This window comes from Streptomyces sp. NPDC048734 (assembly GCF_043198675.1).
GTDB lineage: Bacteria > Actinomycetota > Actinomycetes > Streptomycetales > Streptomycetaceae > Streptomyces.
The window spans coordinates 241,407-259,874 of record NZ_JBICUZ010000007.1 but is presented as its reverse complement, the minus strand read 5'-3'; the positions used below and the strand labels follow the sequence as shown (position 1 = coordinate 259,874).

Here is an 18,468-nt window from a genome sequence, read left to right as displayed (position 1 = left end):
CTCACGTGTCTCCGGCGACAGCCTTCACGAAGGCGTCGGGGTTGTCGAACATGACGTTGTGCCCTGCGGTCGGCACGGTCTCGACCCGTACACCCGCCGTTCTCAGGGCGTCGGCACCGTCGAGCGGACCGCTCGACTCGCCTTGCAGGTAGACGCGCTCGACCTTGTCGAGTCCCATGAGGATCTTCCGCATGACCGGTCGGGATCCTCGTCGCAGCCCGACGGCGGTACGGTGCAGGCCTCGCGGGTCGGCCAACCGCATGGTCGCCGCCCACAGCGGTCCGACTCCGTCGAGCACGCGCGCGTGGCCGCTGTGGACGAACTCGTCCTCCGTATAGGAGGCGATGCCGCTGCTGCCCGCGGTCATGGGCGGGAAGGCGTCGAGGTTGGCTTCGGTGAGGACCAGCCGTGCGACCAGGTCGGGCCGGCGGTGGGCGAGGACGATCGCCACGGAACCGCCCATGCTGTGAGCGACCAGCTCGGCACCCGTGACGCCCGCCGCGTCCAGCGCCGCGGCCAACGCGTCGGCGTGCTCCTCGAGCGTGTAGCCGAAGTCCTGTGGCCGGTCGCTGATGCCGTGTCCGGGCAGGTCCACGAACAGGCTGCGCCGGCCCGCGAGTTCGGGCCGGGCCGCCACATGCGCGTGGTAGACGGCCGAGGCGGCCCCCAGGCCGTGCACGTACACGCGCGCGGGCTCCTCACCCGGTGTCTCCGTCCAGCGGATCCTGCTCCCGCCGGGACCGAACTCGGCCTGCCGCATCGCTGCCTCCCCGGCGCGCCGTCATCGACTCGAACACATCGAGCATACTTCGCCACCGATGTATTACGCCAGCGATATAGTTTGTTCCCGATGTAGTGCCCATAAGAGGTACTGCGCCGATGCGGCAGAATGCGGTCATGCTGGAGCTCGCCATCCTCGGCTTCCTGTACGACGCCCCGCTGCACGGCTACGAACTGCGCAAGCGCATCTCGGCGCTGACCGGCCATGTGCGGCCCGTGGCCGAGAGCACCTTGTATCCGGCGATCAAGCGCCTGGAGAGAGCGGGGTTGCTGGTGCGCGCCACGGAGCCGGGCGCCGTGGCCGCTCCCCGGCACGTTCTGAGCCTCACTCGCGAGGGACGACTCGAGCTGCGCCGCCGGCTCGCCGAGCCCGACCAGCGGGACATCACCGACGAGAACCGGTGGTTCACGGTGCTCGCCTTCCTGCGGCACCTGGACGACGCCCCGGCCCAGGCAGCGTTGCTGCGCCGTCGGCTGGCCTTCCTCGAAGAGCCGGCGAGCTTCTTCTACGACGGCGAACGGGCCCTGCGAGCGGAGGAGTTGGACGACCCGTTCCGGCGGGGTGTCCTGACCGTCGCCCGGGCGACCTCGCGGGCCGAACTCGCGTGGTTGCGCGAAACCCTGACGTCACTGGAAGGCTGAGCCGTCACCGTGCCGTACGGGGCAGCCCCGCAGTCCGGGCGTCGGCCGGGTGCCCAACTGCTCGAGGCGGTAGCCGTCCGGGTAACTCCTGATCTCCCGGTTCTGGCGCGCGAAGTGCGGTGTGCGGCGCGGCGGGAGGAGTCGGACGGCACGTCCACGCGCGCGTACGGCCCGACGGACCAGCGCGCGCGTGACGGGGGCGGGCGGGGTGTACCGGAAGGCCCGCAGGAGCGGTTCGTCCAGCAGGGCGAGGGTGGCGGTGCGCAGCACGGGGGCGAGCGGCCTCGGGTACCAGGAGGCCATCAGGTCGAGGGTGGCGTCCGAGACCGCCCGCGCGCCCTCGTCCCAGGCGAAGTGGGCCTCCTCGTAGGCGTCGAGGAATGTCTCGAACTCCTCGTAGGACGAGGGGACGCCCTTGATGCCCATCCGGTGCCCGAGGGTGCGGTAGTGGACGATGGAGGCGACGATCTCGTGGCGGGACAGCCTGCGCCATCCGTAGGCGTCGATCCAGCGCTTGGGCACGACGACGAACGTGCAGAGCACGTAGCGCATGTCGTCGTCGCTGATGTCGTAGCTGTGGTGCATGCGGTTGATGCGGCGGACGGCCGTTCGGCCCTGTTCGCTGTCGAATCCGTGCTCGACGACGGCGTCGAGGAGCAGCGCGGTGTCGTCGTAGCGTTTCTGCGGGCGCTCCGTGAGTTCCGCCGTGCGCGCGAGCAGACGGCCGATGCTCGGCACCGCGTAGGTGCGGTAGAGGGCGAGCTCCAGGGCTCGGGTGACGTCCCAGGGGAACTCGTGGGCGACGGTCAGCCGGTAGATCTCGGAGGCCTCCTTCACGGGGTCCATGCGCCGGATCCGTTCGAGCCGCTCGTAGCGCTTCACCGCTCCGTCCCCCTTCTGCCGCCGGAACTCCGACTCTACTCTGAGTGACAGCAGGTGAACGCTCGGTCGGCACAACGGGCAAGGGAAGGCGGTCTGCGATGTTCGACTCGGTCCGCAGGATCCGGGGGTGGCTTCTCGGCGCCACGCGCGGGCGGCCGCGTCCGGCCGAGGGGCGTTCCGCCGGGGATTCTCGGGGATCCGGCACGAAGCGCGCGCCCAACCTGTTCGAGGCGGCCGCCGCGTACGTGGCGGCGTGCGCGGAGGACGATCAGGACGGGATCGAGGAGGCGGCGGGCTGGGTGCCCCCCGAGGCACTGTCCTTCGGGGTCAACGAACTGGCGTGCCGGGCGGTGATCGCGCTCGCGCGTGAGCGCGATGAGTCACCGCGGACGGTGGCGCGGGCTCTTCTCGGGCTGCCGTCGGCGTGACACTGCCGGCGGCAAGAGGGCGATTCGCCCCTGTCCGGCAGGAAAACTGCAGCTCCGGACGGGTCGAGGAGTCGTGACAAGCTCCTTCTCGCCGCACTAGGGTGCGCGCCGATGGACGAACCGACGGGGAGGCTGGGATGGCAGGGACGGAAGAGGACGCCGTCGCCGCCGCGGACGATGCGCTCTACGTGCTCACGGCGGTACTGCTGACGCCGGCGAAGTTCCCGAGTGTGCTGGGCGACGACTACCCGGAGGCCTGCGCGGCGCTCGGCCTCGCGCCGCTCGCCGACGGCTACGGCCTGGTGCTGGGCCAGGACGGCGAGGGCGCCCGGTGGACGGTCGTCATCGACGACGTGTCGCTGGTGGCCGTCGCCATCGCGTCGTGGGACTGCGGCATGGAGTACGACCTGTCGCCCGACGAACGCACGGTGGTCGCCGCCCTGCCCGGTTGGCCCCTGGCGGTGGCCGTCGCGGCGCCCGGCGTGCCGGCGCCTCACGACCCCGAGCCGGAGGCAACGGACGGCCCAGCCCTGCGTCCGCCGGACACGACCGTCTGGGGCCCCGCGCAGCGGCGGCTGGGGGCCGACGAGATCGCGCTCCAGTGGGCGGTGTGGCGAGAGCAGATCGACGACGCCGAGTTCGCGCCCGCGCCGGAAGGGGCGGAGCCGGCCCATGGCGGGGAAGGGGAAGAGCACGGCAGGAACACCCCGGCGGGGCACGGTGGTGTCCGACGCGTCCTCGCGGAGGTCCGTGCCTACATGGAGACACCGCCTCCGCTGGGGCGCGTGCGCTCCTCGTTCGCTCCGGGTGACGCGCGCACGCTGCGCGCGGACGGCCCCGGCTGGTCGCTGGTGGCCCGCACCGACGACATCGCCTTCGTCCTGCTCGACGACGAACCGGGTGAGGTGCTCCCGGTCGGGCGGGGGCCAGAACTGCCCGGCCTGCTCGAGGCGCTCGACAAAATGGCCGTACGGCCCAGCTGAGCCCGCGGGTATGCCGGACGGCGGGGGCCGCGACGCGGCCCCCGCGGATCAGCGGCCGATCTCCTTGCGCGTGACCCGGCGCAGCCTGCGCCGCTGCGAGGGATCCAGCGCGAGGTACGCCACGGCCGGAACCCCCAGCACGATCAGCAGAGCCGCCCACCAGGGCAGCCAGATCAGCAACAGGAGCCCTACGGCCACACCTCCTGCGGCGATCTTCGCGTTCTTCGACATGTGCGTCGCCTCCTCCGCGGCCACTGCCGCTCTCTGGTGTGAGAACGGCTCTGCGCGGCGCCCGGTTCCAGCATCAGCCCTGAGACGTCCCTGACGTCCACCCCGAGATGCCCCTGAGCCCTCTCGACCGCGCATCTCGCGGGAGCCCTTCCTGCGGCGGCACGCGTTCGGTGGCGGAGTGCTGTACCCTCGGCCGCCGACATCAGTAGTCAAATTTGAGGAGTGGCATCTCCGTGCAGTGGGTTTCCGCCGGAACACCGTCCGAGACCATGGAACTGGCACGTCGGCCCGCGGTGTTCGTGCCCGGCGTCCCCGCGCGTACCGGCCGCTTCGCCTTCTGGCAGCACGACGGCGAGGTCCCGCCCGTCCCAGGGGCGGGCTCACTGGAGGACCTGTCCGTCGTCCGCCCCTCCGGTACGGGCGTGGCACTGGTCCGCGTACCGGCCGTGCTGCTGCCGGTGCACGAGGCCCTGCCCGTCCTCACCCGCGCGCGTGCCGTTCGCGAGGCGCACCGGGCGGTCGCCTTCTGGGGGGCGGCGGCTCTGACGGCCCTCGAGCTCACCGCGCGCGGGCTGCTGCTGCCCGGTCTCTCCCCGGACGATCACGACGCCTGGCGCGCGGGTCCCCTGGGACCGGACGACGTCGAGCGGGTGCGCCGGCTGGCCGCCGCCATGCCTCCGGAGGCACACGCCCTACCGCTGGACCACGTCCCGCCGCTGCGGCTGCCGGACCAGGAACGGCTGCTGCGGGCCTTCCTGGACGCGGTCGCGGACACTCTCCCCCGCTCCCCCGCCGCACCGCTCCTGACGGGCGGACCGGCCTACGCGGCGCCAGGGCCGCTGCGCGTGCCGCAGCTGCGGGCCTGGGCCGCCGACGTGGCGGCCGGCCACGACGCCGGTGTACGGGTTTCGCTGCGGATCGAGATCTCGGGGCTCGCCTCGGGTGCCGAGGAGGCGGCACCGTCCTTCCGCGCCGTGCCGCAGGTGCACAGCGTGAGCGATCCCGCACTCGTCGCGGACGCCGCAGAGATCTGGCAGGGCTCCGGTGCCGGCCGGCCGGTGTTCGGCCCACACGCGCGAAGGGACGCGCTCCTCGCCCTGCGCCGTGCCGCCCGCGCGTGGCCCGCGCTCACGCCCCTGCTGTCGGCGGCCGTGCCGGACTCCGTCGATCTGGTCGACGAGGAGATCTCGGAACTCCTGGGAGAAGGATCGCGGGCGCTGGCCACGGCGGGAGTCGAGGTGCACTGGCCCAGGGAACTGGCCCGCACGCTCACCGCCCGCGCGGTGGTGGGCCCGCCCGACGACCTCACCGGACCGGACCGGGCCGCCTCGGACACGCCGTCGTTCCTGTCCGCGGACGCGCTCCTCACTCTCAGCTGGTCGTTCGCGCTGGGCGACCAGCACCTCACGCGCGACGAGCTGGACCGCCTCGCCGAGGCGAACCGGCCGCTCGTGCGGCTGCGCGAGCGGTGGGTGCTGATCGACCCCCAGGAGGTGCGTCGCGCGCACGTCCGGCGGGACCGCGAGGTGACCCCGGTCGACGCGCTCGCCGCCGCTCTGACCGGCTCCACGGAGGTCGACGGCCGTCGCGTCGAGGTCCTGCCCACGGGATGGCTCGCGGTCCTGCGGGAGCGCCTGTCGCGCCCGCAGGACGAGGAACCGGTGGAACAGCCCGCCGCGCTCCACGCGACGCTGCGCGACTACCAACGACGCGGCCTCGGCTGGCTGGCCAGGAACACCTCCCTGGGGGTCGGCTGCTGCCTGGCCGACGACATGGGCCTCGGCAAGACCGTCACCCTGATCGCCCTCCACCTGCGCCGCCGGGCGGACCCCTCTGCCGCCGGTCCCACGCTGGTGGTCTGCCCGACGTCCCTCATGGGCAACTGGCAGCGGGAGATCGAGAAGTTCGCCCCCGGCACACCCGTGCGCCGCTTCCACGGGCCGCGCCGCGATCTCGCGGACCTGGCCGACGGGGAGTTCGTCCTCACCACCTACGGCACCCTGCGCATGGACGCGGGCCGGCTGGGCGAGGTGCCCTGGGGGCTGCTGGTGGCGGACGAGGCGCAGCACGTGAAGAACCCGTACGCGGAGACCGCGCGAGCACTGCGCACGATCGGGGCACGCGCGCGCGTGGCGCTCACGGGAACGCCGGTCGAGAACAACCTGTCGGAGCTGTGGGCGATCCTGGACTGGACGACCCCCGGACTGCTGGGCCGGCTGGGCACGTTCCGCACCCGGTACGCGCGGGCGGTCGAGGAGGGCGGGGACCCGGCCGCGGCCGCACGGCTCGCCCGGCTCGTGAGCCCGTTCCTGCTGCGCCGCCGCAAGTCGGACCCGGGCATCGCGCCCGAGCTGCCGCCCAAGACCGAGACCGATCACCCGGTGTCCCTGACCGGGGAACAGGCGGGCCTGTACGAAGCCGTGGTGCGCGAGACGCTCGCGGCGATCGCCGAGGCGGACGACATGGCGCGGCGCGGGCTGGTCGTGAAGCTCCTGACCGGCCTCAAGCAGATCTGCAATCACCCGGCGCAGTACCTCAAGGAGGAACGGCCGAGGACCGCCGGGCGCTCCGGGAAGCTCGAACTGCTGGACGAGCTGCTCGACACGATCCTCGCCGAGGGGTCGAGCGTCCTGGTGTTCACGCAGTACGTGCGCATGGCACGGGTTCTCGAACGCCACCTGGCCGCGCGGGGCGTGCCGACCCGGTTCCTGCACGGCGGCACGCCCGTCGCGGAGCGCGAGGCCATGGTGGCGCGCTTCCAGGACGGCGAGGTGCCCGTGTTCCTGCTGTCGCTCAAGGCCGCCGGGACCGGACTCAACCTGACGCGCGCGGAGCACGTCGTGCACTACGACCGCTGGTGGAACCCGGCCGTCGAGGCGCAGGCCACCGACCGGGCCCACCGCATCGGACAGACCCGGCCGGTGCAGGTGCACCGGCTGATCGCGGAGGGCACGGTCGAGGACCGCATCGCCGGGATGCTGCGCCGCAAGCGCGAACTCGCCGACGCCGTGCTGGGTTCCGGAGAGGCGGGGTTCACGGAACTGTCGAACGCCGAACTGGCCGAGCTGGTCGAACTGCGAGGGGGAACGCGGTGAACGCGTACGACAGCGAGCGGGAACGCACTTTTGAGGCGCCGCCTCCCGCACTGGGGAGGGGTTTCGCGCGGTCGTGGTGGGGGCGGGCGTGGCTGGCCGCACTGGAGGAGGGTGCGCTGGACGGGCAGCAGGTGCGGACGGGCCGCAGGCTCGCGCGCGCGGGAGCGGTGGGCGCCGTGTCGGTTCGGCCGGGGCGGGTCACGGCCGTCGTCAAGGACCGTGACGGCACGGGACACCGGGCCGATGTGCTGCTCGACGTCCTGACGGACGGCCAGTGGGACCGGTTCCTGGACCTGGCCGTGGAACGGGCCGGGCACGTGGCCGCGCTGCTCGACCGTGAGCTGCCGCCGCACCTGGTCGAGGACGCGGGGACGGCGGGTGTCGACCTGCTGCCGGGGCCGGGCGACCTGGAGGCGGAATGCGGCTGCGGCGCGTGGGACCACTGCGGCCACACGACGGCCCTGTGCTACCAGGTGGCGCGGCTGCTCGACGAGGATCCGTTCGTCCTGCTGCTTCTGCGCGGCGGCGCCGAACGGGCCCTCCTCGCAGACCTCCAGACCCGCAGCACCGCCGCGGCACCGGCCGGGACCGCGTCCGCCCCGCAGGAGGGCGTGGACGCGCTGGAGGCGTACCTCGCCGGGCACGTCCTGCCTCCGTTGCCCGCCGTTCCCGGGCTGCCCGAACAGCCCGGCGTACCGCCCTCGCTGGACACCGAGGTTCCGCCCACCGGGGAGGTGGAACCGGCCGTCCTGGAACTCTTGGCCGCCCGGACGGCCGTACGGGCCCGTGCCCTGCTCGCGGAGGCTCTGCGCAGCGGTACGGAACGGCGGGCTCCGGCCGAAGTGCTGACGGTCGGTGAGGACGCTGTGCGGCTGGCGGCGGGCGGTCCCCGGGACGCCGGGACGCCGCGTCGCGTGTCGGACCGGCTCGCCGCCGGTTCCGGGCGTGGCGGGGAGCAACTGGAGCTGGCCGTCCGGGCCTGGCGCATCGGGGGCCGGGCCGCCCTGGCGGCGCTCGAGGAGGAGTGGACCGTCGAGGGCGAGGCTCTCGCACGCGCGCGTGCCGCCCTGGACGCCGCCTGGGCGAAGGACGAGCGGCCGGCGCTGCGGGCGCGGGGCAACCGGTGGACGGTGGTCGGGTCGGCCGGTCAGCTGCGTCTGGGGCGGGACGGCCGCTGGTGGCCGTACCGCAAGGAGCGCGGGCGCTGGGTGCCGGCCGGGGACGCGGCCCGGGACCCGGCGACGGCCCTGGCCGCCGTCGACTACGACGCAGCCGTCGGGTACGACGGGGAGGAAGGGCCCTCCTGAGGTGGGGGCCGCTCCGGTGGAGGCGGGCGGGCAGGCGGGACCGACGGTCGGCCGACGGCACGCGTTCACCGGGGCGTCGCACGGTGTTCCGCGGGTGAACCGACTCTGTCCGCTGTCACCGATGCGTCAACGCGCGATGCGGCACGCGGCCGCGTGCGTGCCGCACGACGGCAGGCTCACGGGAGCAGTTCCTCCAGAGACGGCAGGAGGGACTCGAGATCGCTCGGCAGCACAGTCGGCAGCCCACTGGGCAGCTGGGACGGCAGCTCGGTCGGGAATCCGCTGGGCAGCCCGCTCGGCAGGCGGAGCGCGGGGGTGGGCGAGGAGCCCGTGCCCACCGGCACGTCGCCGTCGGGCGAGTCGTCGTTCCCGGAGGCCATCAGCACCACGGCGACGACGGCTGCGGCGGCCACCAGCAGCGCCAGCACGGCGAAGAGCGGGTTCCTGTGCCTTCCGGGGCCGTCGGGAGGGCCGGGCGGCGCGGGGGGCGGCTGGGACGGCGGCCGGCCGTCGCCTCCCGCGCCGCGATCGGGGCCGAAGCCCGGGGAAGGCGGTCCGAAGCCGCCCGGAGGCGGCGTGTCACCCGGCGGGCCGGGCGGCTTGGGCGGTACGGGCGGCATGGCCATGGCGTCCAGGGTCGCGGTGGACGCGTCGACGCGCGACCCCTGAACGGAAGTCGACACCGGCTCATGCCGTGGACGGCATCATTCCGGCGTACTGCCCACGGAGACGCCCGGCTCGGCGTGTTCGACGGCACACCCGCGCGTACGTCCCGACGGCACACCCGCGTACGCGTGAGCCGCACACGCACCTGACCGGTAAGCCACACGCGCGTGCGTGGTGAATCGTACGCGCGCGTGCGTCGTGATCAGTACACGCGCGTGCGTGGCGAACGGCGCGCGTGAGGGCACCGGAAGGGTCCGGACGCACCCACGCGCGCGTGCCGTCAGCCGCGGGCGCCGAGCAGGTGGTCCATGGCGAGCTGGTCGAGACGCTCGAAGGCCATGCCGCGGGCGGCGGCCGCGTCGGCGTCGAAGTCCTCGAACGCCGCACGGTCGGCGAGCAGGGCCTGCAGGCCGTCGGCGGCTGTGGGCTGGGCCAGCTGGTCCAGGCGGGAGTCACGCAGGGCCTGCTGGACCTCGGGGTCGTCGCGGAACGCGGCCGCACGCTCCTTGAGGATCAGGTAGTTGCGCATGCAGCCCGCGGCCGACGCCCACACGCCGTCGAGGTCCTCGGTGCGCGGGGGCTTGAAGTCGAAGTGCTTGGGACCCTCGTAACCGGCGCTCTCCAGCAGGTCGACCAGCCAGAACGCCGAGCGCAGGTCGCCGGCGCCGAAGCGCAGGTCCTGGTCGTACTTGATGCCGGACTGGCCGTTGAGGTCGATGTGGAAGAGCTTGCCCGCCCACAGCGCCTGGGCGATGCCGTGCGGGAAGTTCAGGCCCGCCATCTGCTCGTGACCGACCTCGGGGTTGACGCCGTACAGCTCCGGGCGCTCCAGGCGCTCGATGAAGGCCAGCGCGTGCCCGACGGTGGGCAGCAGGATGTCGCCGCGCGGCTCGTTCGGCTTGGGCTCGATGGCGAAGCGCAGGTCGTAGCCCTGCTCGACGACGTACTCGCCGAGGAGGTCGAAGGCCTCCTTCATCCGGTCCAGGGCCACCCGAACGTCCTTGGCGGCGCCGGACTCCGCGCCCTCGCGCCCGCCCCAGGCGACGTAGGTCTTCGCGCCCAGCTCGGCGGCCAGGTCGATGTTGCGGATCGTCTTGCGCAGCGCGTAGCGGCGCACGTCGCGGTCGTTCGCGGTGAACGCGCCGTCCTTGAAGACGGGGTGCGTGAACAGGTTGGTGGTGGCCATCGGCACCTTCATGCCGGTGGCGTCCAGGGCCTGGCGGAAGCGCTTGATGTGCTCCTCGCGCTCGCTGTCGGAGGACCCGAAGGGGATCAGGTCGTCGTCGTGGAAGGTCACGCCGTGCGCGCCCAGCTCGGCCAGGCGCCGCACCGTCTCGACCGGGTCCAGGGCACGCCGCGTGGCGTCACCGAACGGGTCGCGTCCCTGCCAGCCGACGGTCCACAGACCGAAGGTGAACCTGTCCTCGGGGGTGGGCTGGTAGCTCATTGCCGCGGCTCCTTGCTTGCAGACTATTTCGTCATGGCCGTTTACAAATTAGTATGCGGAAGCATCTCTGGGAAGTCAGATCCCGCGGAGCCGCGGAAAAAGTTAGGGAGATCCCGATGTCAGCAGCCGAGGGTCCGCTCGTCGTCGGCGTGGACACGTCCACCCAGTCCACCAAGGTGCTGGTCGTCGACGCGGCCACCGGCCGGGTCGTCGCGAGCGGCCAGGCACCGCACACGGTGACCTCCGGCGCCGGCCGGGAGAGCGACCCGCGCCAGTGGTGGGACGCCCTGCACGAGGCCCTGCGCCAGTGCGGTGACGCGGCGCGCGAAGCGGCTGCCGTGTCCGTCGGCGGGCAGCAGCACGGGCTCGTGACGCTGGACGGACGCGGCGAACCGGTGCGCCCGGCGCTGCTGTGGAACGACGTGCGCTCGGCCCCGCAGGCCCGCCGGCTGACGGAGGAACTGGGCGGCGCGAAGTTCTGGGCGGAGCGCACCGGCCTGGTGCCGGCCGCCTCCTTCACGGTCACGAAGTGGGCGTGGCTCGCCGAGCACGAGCCGCAGGCCCTGCGCGCGACCAAGGCCGTCCGCCTCCCCCACGACTACCTCACCGGACGTCTCACGGGCGAGGGCACGACCGACCGCGGTGACGCCTCCGGCACCGGCTGGTGGGCGTCCGCGACCGAGGCGTACGACGACGAGATCCTGGACCGTGTCGGCCTCGACCCGGCACTGCTGCCGCGCGTGGTGCGGCCCGGCGAGGTGGCGGGCACCGTGCGGGACAGTCACGACCTGCCGTTCTCCAAGGGCACCCTGGTCGCCGCGGGCACCGGCGACAACGCGGCGGCCGCGCTCGGCCTCGGGCTGCGCCCCGGCAGCCCGGTGCTGAGCCTCGGCACCTCGGGCACGGTGTACGCCGTGTCGAAGCGGCGCCCCACCGACCCGACGGGCACGGTGGCCGGCTTCGCCGACGCGCACGGCGCCTGGCTCCCGCTGGCGTGCACCCTGAACTGCACCCTCGCCGTCGACCGCGTCGCCGCCCTGCTCGGCCTCGACCGTGAGGCCGTCGAGCCCGCCGCCGGTCTCACGCTCCTGCCCTACCTGGACGGCGAGCGCACCCCGAACCTGCCGAACGCCTCCGGTCTGCTGCACGGCCTGCGCCACGACACCACCGCCGGCCAGCTGCTCCAGGCCGCCTACGACGGTGCCGTGCACTCCCTGCTCGGCGCGCTCGACCTGGTCCTCGACGAGGACGCCGACCGCACCGCCCCGCTGCTGCTGATCGGCGGCGGCGCCCGCGGCACGGCCTGGCAGCAGACCGTGCGCCGGCTGTCCGGACGGCCCGTGCAGATCCCGGACGCCAGGGAACTCGTCGCACTGGGTGCCGCGGCACAGGCGGCCGGCCTGCTGACCGGGGAGGACCCGGCCGCCGTCGCCCGGCGCTGGAACACCGCGCGGGGCCCGGTGCTCGACGCCGTGGAGCGGGACGAGGCGGCCCTGGCCAGGATCGCCGGGGTACTCTCCGACGCGTCCCCGCTGCTGGAGCGGGGCACGGACACCCACTGAGGATCGACGCAGGCATGAGCGCACCGCCGCACGAGGCCCGCCCGACCGGCCCCGGGCGAACGCTGCCCGACACCCAGCAGGGCATGCGCCGCCGCAACCTCGCCCGGGTGATGCACGCCGTCAGCGCCGAGGGACCGCTGTCACGGGCGGCGGTCGCCGCACACATCGGCCTGACCCGTGCGGCGGTCTCGACGCTCGTCGACGAGCTCATACGCACCGGTCTGATCGAGGAACTCGGCCCCGAGCGGCCGGGCAGGGTGGGCCGGCCCGGATCGGCGCTCGCGATCAGCGGGCGCGGGCCGGCGGGGATCGGCGCGGAGATCGGCGTGGACCACCTCGCGGTCTGCGCCGTCGACCTGCGCGGCGAGGTGCGGGCGCGCGCCGTACGGCACGGCACGAACCGGGGCCGTGCCCCCGGACCGGTGCTCCGGGAACTCACCGCGCTCGTGCGCCGGGTCGTGGCCGACGGGGAGCGTGAGGGGCTGTGGCCGGCGGGGCTCGCGGTGGCCGTCCCCGGGCTGGTGGGCCGGGACGCCCGCACCGTCGTCCGCGCCCCGAACCTGGACTGGCACGACGTCGATCTCGGCGCCCTGCTGCCCGGCGGGTTCCCGCTGACCGTGGACAACGAGGCCAACTTCGGCGGCCTCGCGGAACTCTGGCTCGGCACGGACACGCCGCGGGACTTCCTGCACGTCTCGGCGGAGATCGGCATCGGTGCCGCACTCGTCGTCGACGGCAGCCTGCTGCGCGGTACCCGCGGTTTCGCCGGCGAACTGGGGCACGTTCCGGTCCGTCCCGACGGGCCGGACTGCGTGTGCGGCGGCCGTGGCTGCCTGGAGCAGTACGCCGGCGAGGAGGCGGTCCTGCGCGCGGCCGGCCTGGAACCGGGCGAGGACCGCGTCGGGCTGCTGGCCCGGCGCGCGGCGGACGGCGACGAGCGGGTACGCGGGGCACTGCGCGAGGCGGGCACGGCGCTGGGTGTCGCCCTCACCGGAGCCCTCAACCTGCTGGACCCGGAGGCCGTCGTGCTCGGCGGGGCCCTCGCCGGACTCGCGCCCTGGCTGCTGCCGTCCCTGGAGTCCGAGCTCGCCCGCCGCACGGCCGGCCCGCCCTGGCCGGTGTCCGTCTCCCCGCTGGGCCCGGAGGGCCCGCTGCTCGGTGCGGCACACTCCGTGGTGCGGGCGGTGCTGGACGACCCGGCGGGAGTGGCGGGGCGGGGCTGAGTGCCCGGGCCCGACGCCCGATGCGCCGGCAGGGCCGGAGCGCGAAGGCGTCCCCGCGAGCTGCCGCTGTTCCCCTCTTTCGGGTGACCCCGGTCCAAACGGTTGTCGGGAGGCACCCCCGGCGTGACGATGTCCCCAGCCGCATCGCCTTCCGGAGGACGACGTGACCGATCCCTGGGTGGCCCTGGAACCGGGTGCCGACCCCGCCGAGCGTGTACGGACACTGCGGCGGGCGCACGACGCGTTCACCCGGGCCGGCAGGGTGCCGCGGCCGGTGCGGTCCGTGGTGGCCGACTCGTGGCGGCGATCGGCGCGGGCGGGCGTCGGGCCGGACGGCACCGCGGACGTGGAGCTGACCGACGCGGACCTCGGCGCCTACCGGGCCGAGCATCCACTGGCACGGGTGATGCCGCTGTTCCGGGAGTTGATGGGCACGTTCGCCGCCGACGGAGAACACCTCCTCGCGGTCTGCGACGCGCACGGCCGGCTGCTCTGGGTGGAGGGTCACCCGGCGACCCGGCGGCAGGCGGGGCGGATGAACTTCGTGCCGGGCGCGCGGTGGTCGGAGACCGCGGTGGGGACGAACGCCCCGGGGACCGCGGTCGCCGTGGACCGGCCGGTGCAGGTGTTCGCGGCCGAGCACTTCATCCGGCGGGTGCAGCCGTGGACCTGCGCGGCGGCGCCGGTGCACGACCCGCGGACCGGGCGGGTGCTGGGCGCGGTGGACATCACCGGCGGCGACGGGCTGGCGCATCCGCACAGCCTGGGCTTCGTCCAGGCGGTCGCGCGGGCCGCGGAGTCGCACCTCGCGCTGCTCGCCCCGGAGCGGCCGGAGACCGACCCGCCCGAGCTGACCGTGCTGGGGCGCGACGAGGCACACCTCGCGGTGGGCGGGCGACGGATCAGGCTGAGCCGACGGCACAGCGAGATCGTGGTCCTGCTGGCCCGCCGTCCGGAGGGCCTGACCGGGGACGAGCTGCTGTGCGCCCTGTACGAGGACGAGTCGGTGACGCCGGTGACGCTGCGGGTCGAACTCGCCCGGCTGCGCGGGGTGCTGGGACCGGGGTTGCTGGCCTCGCGGCCGTACCGGCTCACCGTCCCCGTCGAGTCGGACGTCGCCGTCGTGGAGCGGCGGCTGGCGGCCGGGGCGGTCACGGCCGCGATCACGGCGTACGCCGGGCCGCCGCTGCCGGCGTCGCGGGCACCGGCGGTGGTACGGCTCCGGGACCGCCTGGTCGGCGGCCTGCGCGCCGCTCTGCTGGCCGGCCGGGACCCCGACCTGCTCGCCGACTGGGCGCACGCGCCGTGGGGCGAGGACGACGTCGACGTGTGGCGGGCACTGGCGACGGCACGGCCGACGGCCGCGGTACGGGCTCGGCTGGCCGCACTGGAGTCGGAGCTGGCGGCGCCGGCGCCATGGACGCGCCGCTGACCACCGGCCGCCCACCGGCACCGTCGACAAGTCACCCTGCCCACGCGCCGCCCGGACCGGCACCGTCGACGCGACGCGCCGCCCGGACGGCTCCGGTCGTCACCCCGCCCGCGCAACGTGCATGCAACGTCGGCCTGCCTAGCCTCGCGCGCAGAGCTGCCCGACGGCGGGCAGCGCTGCTGAGGGAGGCCATCCACCATGACCCGTTACGCGGCGCCCGGAACCGATGGCGCGATCGTCTCCTACCGGACGCGTTACGACCACTTCATCGGCGGCGAGTACGTGCCTCCGGCCCGCGGCCGGTACTTCGAGAACCCGTCCCCGGTGAACGGGCAGCCGTTCGCCGAGGTGGCCCGCGGCACGGCGGAGGACGTGGAGCGGGCGCTCGACGCGGCGCACGCGGCCGCGCCGGGCTGGGGCCGGACGTCGGCGAGCGAGCGTTCCGACATCCTGCTGAAGATCGCGGACCGTATGGAGGCCCACCTGGAGCCGCTCGCGGTCGCGGAGAGCTGGGAGAACGGCAAGCCGGTCCGCGAGACGCTGGCGGCGGACATCCCGCTGGCCATCGACCACTTCCGCTACTTCGCGGGTGCGGTCCGAGGGCAGGAGGGTTCGCTCAGCGAGCTCGACGAGGACACGGTGGCGTACCACTTCCACGAACCGCTCGGGGTGGTCGCGCAGATCATCCCGTGGAACTTCCCCATCCTGATGGCGACGTGGAAGCTCGCGCCGGCCCTGGCCGCCGGCAACGCGGTGGTCATCAAGCCCGCCGAGCAGACACCGGTCTCGCTGCACTACTGGATGAGTCTGGTCGCCGACCTGTTGCCGCCGGGTGTGGTGAACATCGTCAACGGCTTCGGCGAGGAGGCGGGCAAGCCGCTCGCGTCCAGCCCGCGGGTGGCGAAGGTCGCATTCACCGGTGAGACGTCGACCGGGCGGCTGATCATGCGGTACGCCGCGGAGAACCTGAAGCCGGTCACGCTGGAACTGGGCGGCAAGTCGCCGAACATCTTCTTCGACGACGTCTGGGAGAAGGACGACGACCTGCGCGACAAGGCCCTGGAGGGCTTCACGATGTTCGCGCTGAACCAGGGCGAGGTGTGCACCTGCCCCTCGCGCGGACTGGTCCAGCGCGGCAACTACTCCGAGTTCATGGCGGCCGCCGTCGCCCGCACCGAACTGATCAGGCCCGGACACCCCCTGGACACCGACACGATGATCGGGGCCCAGGCGTCCGGCGACCAGCTCAGCAAGATCCTCTCCTACATCGACATCGGCCGGCAGGAGGGCGCCAAGATTCTCACCGGTGGTGAACGCGCCGACCACGACGGCGAGTTGAAGGGCGGCTACTACGTCCAGCCGACCATCTTCGAAGGCGACAACCGCATGCGGATCTTCCAGGAGGAGATCTTCGGCCCGGTCGTCTCGGTGGCCTCGTTCGACGACTTCGAGGACGCCGTCAAGATCGCCAACGACACGTCGTACGGCCTCGGCGCCGGGGTGTGGACGCGGGACATCAACACGGCGTACCGCGCGGGACGGGCCATCCAGGCGGGCCGCATCTGGACGAACTGCTACCACGCCTACCCGGCCCACGCGGCGTTCGGCGGCTACAAGCAGTCGGGAATCGGCCGCGAGACGCACAAGATGATGCTGGAGCACTACCAGCAGACGAAGAACATCCTCACTTCGTACAGCCCGAAGAAACTCGGGTTCTTCTAGAGCCTGAAGTCGGGTTGCCCGGAGACCTCGCCGTGCTCCGGGCAACCCGACACGACAGGTGCTCAATGTCATCGATCGAGTTCTTCACGTCACCTTCTGACGTCCAGAGGAACTCTCCAAGCGCCGTAACAGGTGGTGGGCGCCTGTCCGGCATATCGGGCGGATGACTCAAGGGAACCCAGGGAAGTGCAGGAAAATTACAGGACAGATCGGTCGACAGCCACAAGGGAAACCCTTCAAGACATTCGGGTGTTTCCGCGAAGCCTTCTGGAGGGCTGTCGCCCACGGCCCGCGCCTGGCAGCAGGTTTCAGTAAAGCAAACAGCACACGCATGGCTGCCGGTAGAGCACCGTTTGCGACGAACCAGCGATCCGCAGGAGAGAACAACAAGTACGTCCCGCACCACGTGACGCCGGTTCAACATGGCGGCGGTGTCCGCGATCCGGACGACTTGATAGTCGTGACCCACCGGTACCATGCTGAAGTACTGGACCCAGGCTGTCATCAGTGAGGCGTGGTGGACGTGCGTGACCTTACCCGCGATCAGCTCGTCGGGCTCGTTCGGAAAATCATGGCCGCGAACGGGACGGAAGAGGAAGACGATGGACTCGTTGAGATTCTCGAAGCGAACGCGCCTCATCCTCGCGTGCTCAATCTCATTTACCACCCCGACGAGGAAGGCTTCACGGACGAGCTGACGGCGGAAGAAGTCGTGGACACTGCTTTGACCTACTCTCCTTTCGCCTTGTAAGAAGACGTGGTGTTCCTGGACGGCCGGTCGGGGCACGCCGGTCTCTCGCCGTGACGGAACTTCTCCCTCCTGAGGACGGACCGATGCTGAACACGGAAGAGGCGGCCAGGCTGGCACAGAAGTTCCTGGACGAGAAAGTGAGCCATGCGGGCATGGCCTTTGCGCTCGTCGAAGGAGAGCACGCCCGGGTGGGAAGCACCTTCTACTTCGACTGCCAGTCGGTCGCCCACCTCCGCAGCGGAGACTTCCGGGACATGGCTGTCGGCACGGGCTACGTGTGCGTCGATGGAGCGACAGGGGAGTGTCGCATGCTGGGAGCGACCGAGTCCGCCCGACTCGACCTCTTCTGACCCGCCCGGTCACGCCCCGTGGTGTGACGTCGTGGGGGAACGGGCCGGTGGCACACGGCAGAGGTGCCACGCACGCCACCGGCCCGTGACACCGTTCAGCCACGGGGCACCGACCGAGAGGCATACCGCGGACACCGGTCCGGACGACGTGATCCTCCTCGACGGACAGTCCGAGCAGGCGGGACCCGGCATCTATCGGAGCTGTGGATTCCTCAGGAGCGACCGATGATCAGTCTCGAACGAGCGGCGGAACTGGCCCGGCAGTACGTGGCCGAGGATCCGCTCAACTCCCAGGTGGAGCTGGTGCCCGTCGAGGGCGCCGTAGCCGTGGTCGGCGAGGCCGTCTACTTCGGCTTTCAGAACCGGGGCTACCTGGAGACCGGGGACCCGTCCCGGATGACCATCGGCATCGGCCCCGTCCGAGTCGATCGGGTGACGGGCGGATGCAGAATGCTCGGCTCCGTCGAGGCCGGGGAGATGGACCTGTTCGACGACGATGAGCTTGCCCTGCCGGGTCCGGGCGGTTGGCGGCTCGTTCCGCCCGAACTGCTGGACGCCTGGCGGGCGGCCTTCGACGCGGAACCGGCCGCTGCCGACCTCTCGGCACCCTGTCCGCACTGCGGCGCGACCGGTCTCCACCGCTGGTACCGGGCGGACGGTCCGCTGGACGAGACGTTCGACGGGGTCCACGCCGTCGCCTACGGATGGCGCACCGAGTGGTGCGCCTCGTGCCACCTCTGCCACGAGGACGGCGACAGCTTCGTACCGGACCACTGGCAGTCTCCGTACGACGTGCCCGAGGCGTACGAGATGAAGTTCGCCCCGCGCCACATCGAGGCCGCCCGCCAGAGGAAACTCACAACCGAACCGACTCGGAACGACTGAGACCGACGACGGTGCCGTGCTTCCCGCCACGTGATCAGCAGGGAGGTACTGCCCGTCGACCGGACCTTTCGGACGTTCGTTT

General features: G+C 72.7%; 18 protein-coding genes. 13 read left to right on the top strand and 5 right to left on the bottom strand.

Going from position 1 to position 18,468, the window contains the following annotated elements; all coding sequences use genetic code 11:
• Position 1: 1 nt before the first annotated feature.
• Complete coding sequence (locus ACGFQC_RS20690) at positions 2-760, bottom strand: alpha/beta hydrolase (RefSeq protein WP_363090312.1); 759 nt, start codon at positions 758-760, stop codon at positions 2-4.
• Between the two features lie 137 nt (positions 761-897).
• On the opposite strand from ACGFQC_RS20690, the gene ACGFQC_RS20685 reads away from it, so the two are divergent.
• Positions 898-1,422: a PadR family transcriptional regulator gene (locus tag ACGFQC_RS20685; RefSeq protein ID WP_363090313.1), complete on the top strand. Its 525-nt coding sequence runs from the start codon at positions 898-900 to the stop codon at positions 1,420-1,422.
• Here ACGFQC_RS20685 and ACGFQC_RS20680 read toward each other — a convergent pair.
• Positions 1,408-2,304: an oxygenase MpaB family protein gene (locus ACGFQC_RS20680; protein ID WP_363090314.1), complete on the bottom strand. Its 897-nt coding sequence runs from the start codon at positions 2,302-2,304 to the stop codon at positions 1,408-1,410. The two genes, ACGFQC_RS20685 and ACGFQC_RS20680, sit on opposite strands and share 15 nt — an antisense overlap.
• A 98-nt stretch (positions 2,305-2,402) precedes the next feature.
• On the opposite strand from ACGFQC_RS20680, the gene ACGFQC_RS20675 reads away from it, so the two are divergent.
• Both ACGFQC_RS20675 and ACGFQC_RS20670 read left to right on the top strand, forming a co-directional pair.
• Positions 2,403-2,732 carry a hypothetical protein gene (locus ACGFQC_RS20675; RefSeq protein WP_363090315.1) on the top strand — a complete coding sequence of 110 codons (330 nt, stop codon included), beginning with the start codon at positions 2,403-2,405 and terminating at the stop codon, positions 2,730-2,732.
• Positions 2,733-2,869: 137 nt separating this feature from the next.
• Entirely contained in the window at positions 2,870-3,715 is an 846-nt protein-coding gene (locus ACGFQC_RS20670) for a hypothetical protein (protein ID WP_363090316.1), read from the top strand.
• 48 nt (positions 3,716-3,763) lie between these two features.
• Here ACGFQC_RS20670 and ACGFQC_RS20665 read toward each other — a convergent pair whose 3' ends face one another.
• Positions 3,764-3,946 carry a hypothetical protein gene (locus tag ACGFQC_RS20665; protein ID WP_363090317.1) on the bottom strand — a complete coding sequence of 61 codons (183 nt, stop codon included), beginning with the start codon at positions 3,944-3,946 and terminating at the stop codon, positions 3,764-3,766.
• 269 nt (positions 3,947-4,215) lie between these two features.
• Between ACGFQC_RS20665 and ACGFQC_RS20660 the strand changes: the two genes are divergently transcribed.
• Both ACGFQC_RS20660 and ACGFQC_RS20655 read left to right on the top strand, forming a co-directional pair.
• Positions 4,216-7,041 carry a DEAD/DEAH box helicase gene (locus ACGFQC_RS20660; RefSeq protein WP_363090318.1) on the top strand — a complete coding sequence of 942 codons (2,826 nt, stop codon included), beginning with the start codon at positions 4,216-4,218 and terminating at the stop codon, positions 7,039-7,041.
• Complete coding sequence (locus ACGFQC_RS20655; RefSeq protein WP_363090319.1) at positions 7,038-8,348, top strand: SWF or SNF family helicase; 1,311 nt, start codon at positions 7,038-7,040, stop codon at positions 8,346-8,348. Before ACGFQC_RS20660 ends, ACGFQC_RS20655 begins: the two co-directional genes overlap by 4 nt.
• Positions 8,349-8,524: 176 nt before the next feature.
• Here the strand turns inward: ACGFQC_RS20655 and ACGFQC_RS20650 are convergent, their stop codons facing one another.
• Entirely contained in the window at positions 8,525-9,031 is a 507-nt protein-coding gene (locus tag ACGFQC_RS20650; RefSeq protein WP_363090320.1) for a hypothetical protein, read from the bottom strand.
• A 263-nt stretch (positions 9,032-9,294) separates the two neighbouring features.
• Entirely contained in the window at positions 9,295-10,461 is a 1,167-nt protein-coding gene (gene xylA / locus ACGFQC_RS20645) for a xylose isomerase (RefSeq protein WP_363090321.1), read from the bottom strand.
• Positions 10,462-10,577: 116 nt separating this feature from the next.
• On the opposite strand from xylA, the gene xylB reads away from it, so the two are divergent.
• The 8 genes from xylB (at position 10,578) to ACGFQC_RS20605 (ending at position 18,386) form a co-directional block, all read left to right on the top strand.
• Positions 10,578-12,023 carry a xylulokinase gene (xylB, locus tag ACGFQC_RS20640; RefSeq protein WP_363090322.1) on the top strand — a complete coding sequence of 482 codons (1,446 nt, stop codon included), beginning with the start codon at positions 10,578-10,580 and terminating at the stop codon, positions 12,021-12,023.
• 14 nt (positions 12,024-12,037) lie between these two features.
• On the top strand, positions 12,038-13,246 hold the full coding sequence (locus ACGFQC_RS20635) for an ROK family transcriptional regulator (RefSeq protein ID WP_363090323.1): 1,209 nt from the start codon (positions 12,038-12,040) through the stop codon (positions 13,244-13,246).
• Between the two features lie 163 nt (positions 13,247-13,409).
• Complete coding sequence (locus ACGFQC_RS20630) at positions 13,410-14,678, top strand: GAF domain-containing protein (protein ID WP_363090324.1); 1,269 nt, start codon at positions 13,410-13,412, stop codon at positions 14,676-14,678.
• Positions 14,679-14,876: 198 nt separating this feature from the next.
• Complete coding sequence (locus ACGFQC_RS20625; protein WP_363090325.1) at positions 14,877-16,400, top strand: aldehyde dehydrogenase family protein; 1,524 nt, start codon at positions 14,877-14,879, stop codon at positions 16,398-16,400.
• A gap of 163 nt (positions 16,401-16,563) precedes the next feature.
• Positions 16,564-16,911: a hypothetical protein gene (locus ACGFQC_RS20620; RefSeq protein ID WP_363090326.1), complete on the top strand. Its 348-nt coding sequence runs from the start codon at positions 16,564-16,566 to the stop codon at positions 16,909-16,911.
• 6 nt (positions 16,912-16,917) lie between these two features.
• Positions 16,918-17,151, top strand: a complete 234-nt coding sequence (locus ACGFQC_RS20615; protein ID WP_363090327.1) for a bacteriocin immunity protein — start codon at positions 16,918-16,920, stop codon at positions 17,149-17,151.
• A gap of 83 nt (positions 17,152-17,234) precedes the next feature.
• Positions 17,235-17,501, top strand: coding sequence for a hypothetical protein (locus ACGFQC_RS20610; RefSeq protein ID WP_363090328.1), 267 nt, complete (start codon positions 17,235-17,237; stop codon positions 17,499-17,501).
• A 225-nt stretch (positions 17,502-17,726) separates the two neighbouring features.
• A complete protein-coding gene (locus ACGFQC_RS20605) occupies positions 17,727-18,386 on the top strand; it encodes a hypothetical protein (RefSeq protein WP_363090329.1) in 660 nt (219 codons plus the stop codon).
• Positions 18,387-18,468 lie beyond the last annotated feature (82 nt).

Bases quoted from the DNA above. Each gene is read 5' to 3' on its own strand.
- ACGFQC_RS20690 (WP_363090312.1), bottom strand. From the start codon at position 760: ATGCGGCAGGCCGAGTTCGGTCCCGGCGGGAGCAGGATCCGCTGGACG.
- ACGFQC_RS20685 (WP_363090313.1), top strand. From the start codon at position 898: ATGCTGGAGCTCGCCATCCTCGGCTTCCTGTACGACGCCCCGCTGCAC.
- ACGFQC_RS20675 (WP_363090315.1), top strand. From the start codon at position 2,403: ATGTTCGACTCGGTCCGCAGGATCCGGGGGTGGCTTCTCGGCGCCACG.
- ACGFQC_RS20670 (WP_363090316.1), top strand. From the start codon at position 2,870: ATGGCAGGGACGGAAGAGGACGCCGTCGCCGCCGCGGACGATGCGCTC.
- ACGFQC_RS20665 (WP_363090317.1), bottom strand. From the start codon at position 3,946: ATGTCGAAGAACGCGAAGATCGCCGCAGGAGGTGTGGCCGTAGGGCTC.
- ACGFQC_RS20660 (WP_363090318.1), top strand. From the start codon at position 4,216: ATGGAACTGGCACGTCGGCCCGCGGTGTTCGTGCCCGGCGTCCCCGCG.
- xylA (WP_363090321.1), bottom strand. From the start codon at position 10,461: ATGAGCTACCAGCCCACCCCCGAGGACAGGTTCACCTTCGGTCTGTGG.
- xylB (WP_363090322.1), top strand. From the start codon at position 10,578: ATGTCAGCAGCCGAGGGTCCGCTCGTCGTCGGCGTGGACACGTCCACC.
- ACGFQC_RS20635 (WP_363090323.1), top strand. From the start codon at position 12,038: ATGAGCGCACCGCCGCACGAGGCCCGCCCGACCGGCCCCGGGCGAACG.
- ACGFQC_RS20625 (WP_363090325.1), top strand. From the start codon at position 14,877: ATGACCCGTTACGCGGCGCCCGGAACCGATGGCGCGATCGTCTCCTAC.
- ACGFQC_RS20620 (WP_363090326.1), top strand. From the start codon at position 16,564: ATGACTCAAGGGAACCCAGGGAAGTGCAGGAAAATTACAGGACAGATC.
- ACGFQC_RS20610 (WP_363090328.1), top strand. From the start codon at position 17,235: ATGCTGAACACGGAAGAGGCGGCCAGGCTGGCACAGAAGTTCCTGGAC.
- ACGFQC_RS20605 (WP_363090329.1), top strand. From the start codon at position 17,727: ATGATCAGTCTCGAACGAGCGGCGGAACTGGCCCGGCAGTACGTGGCC.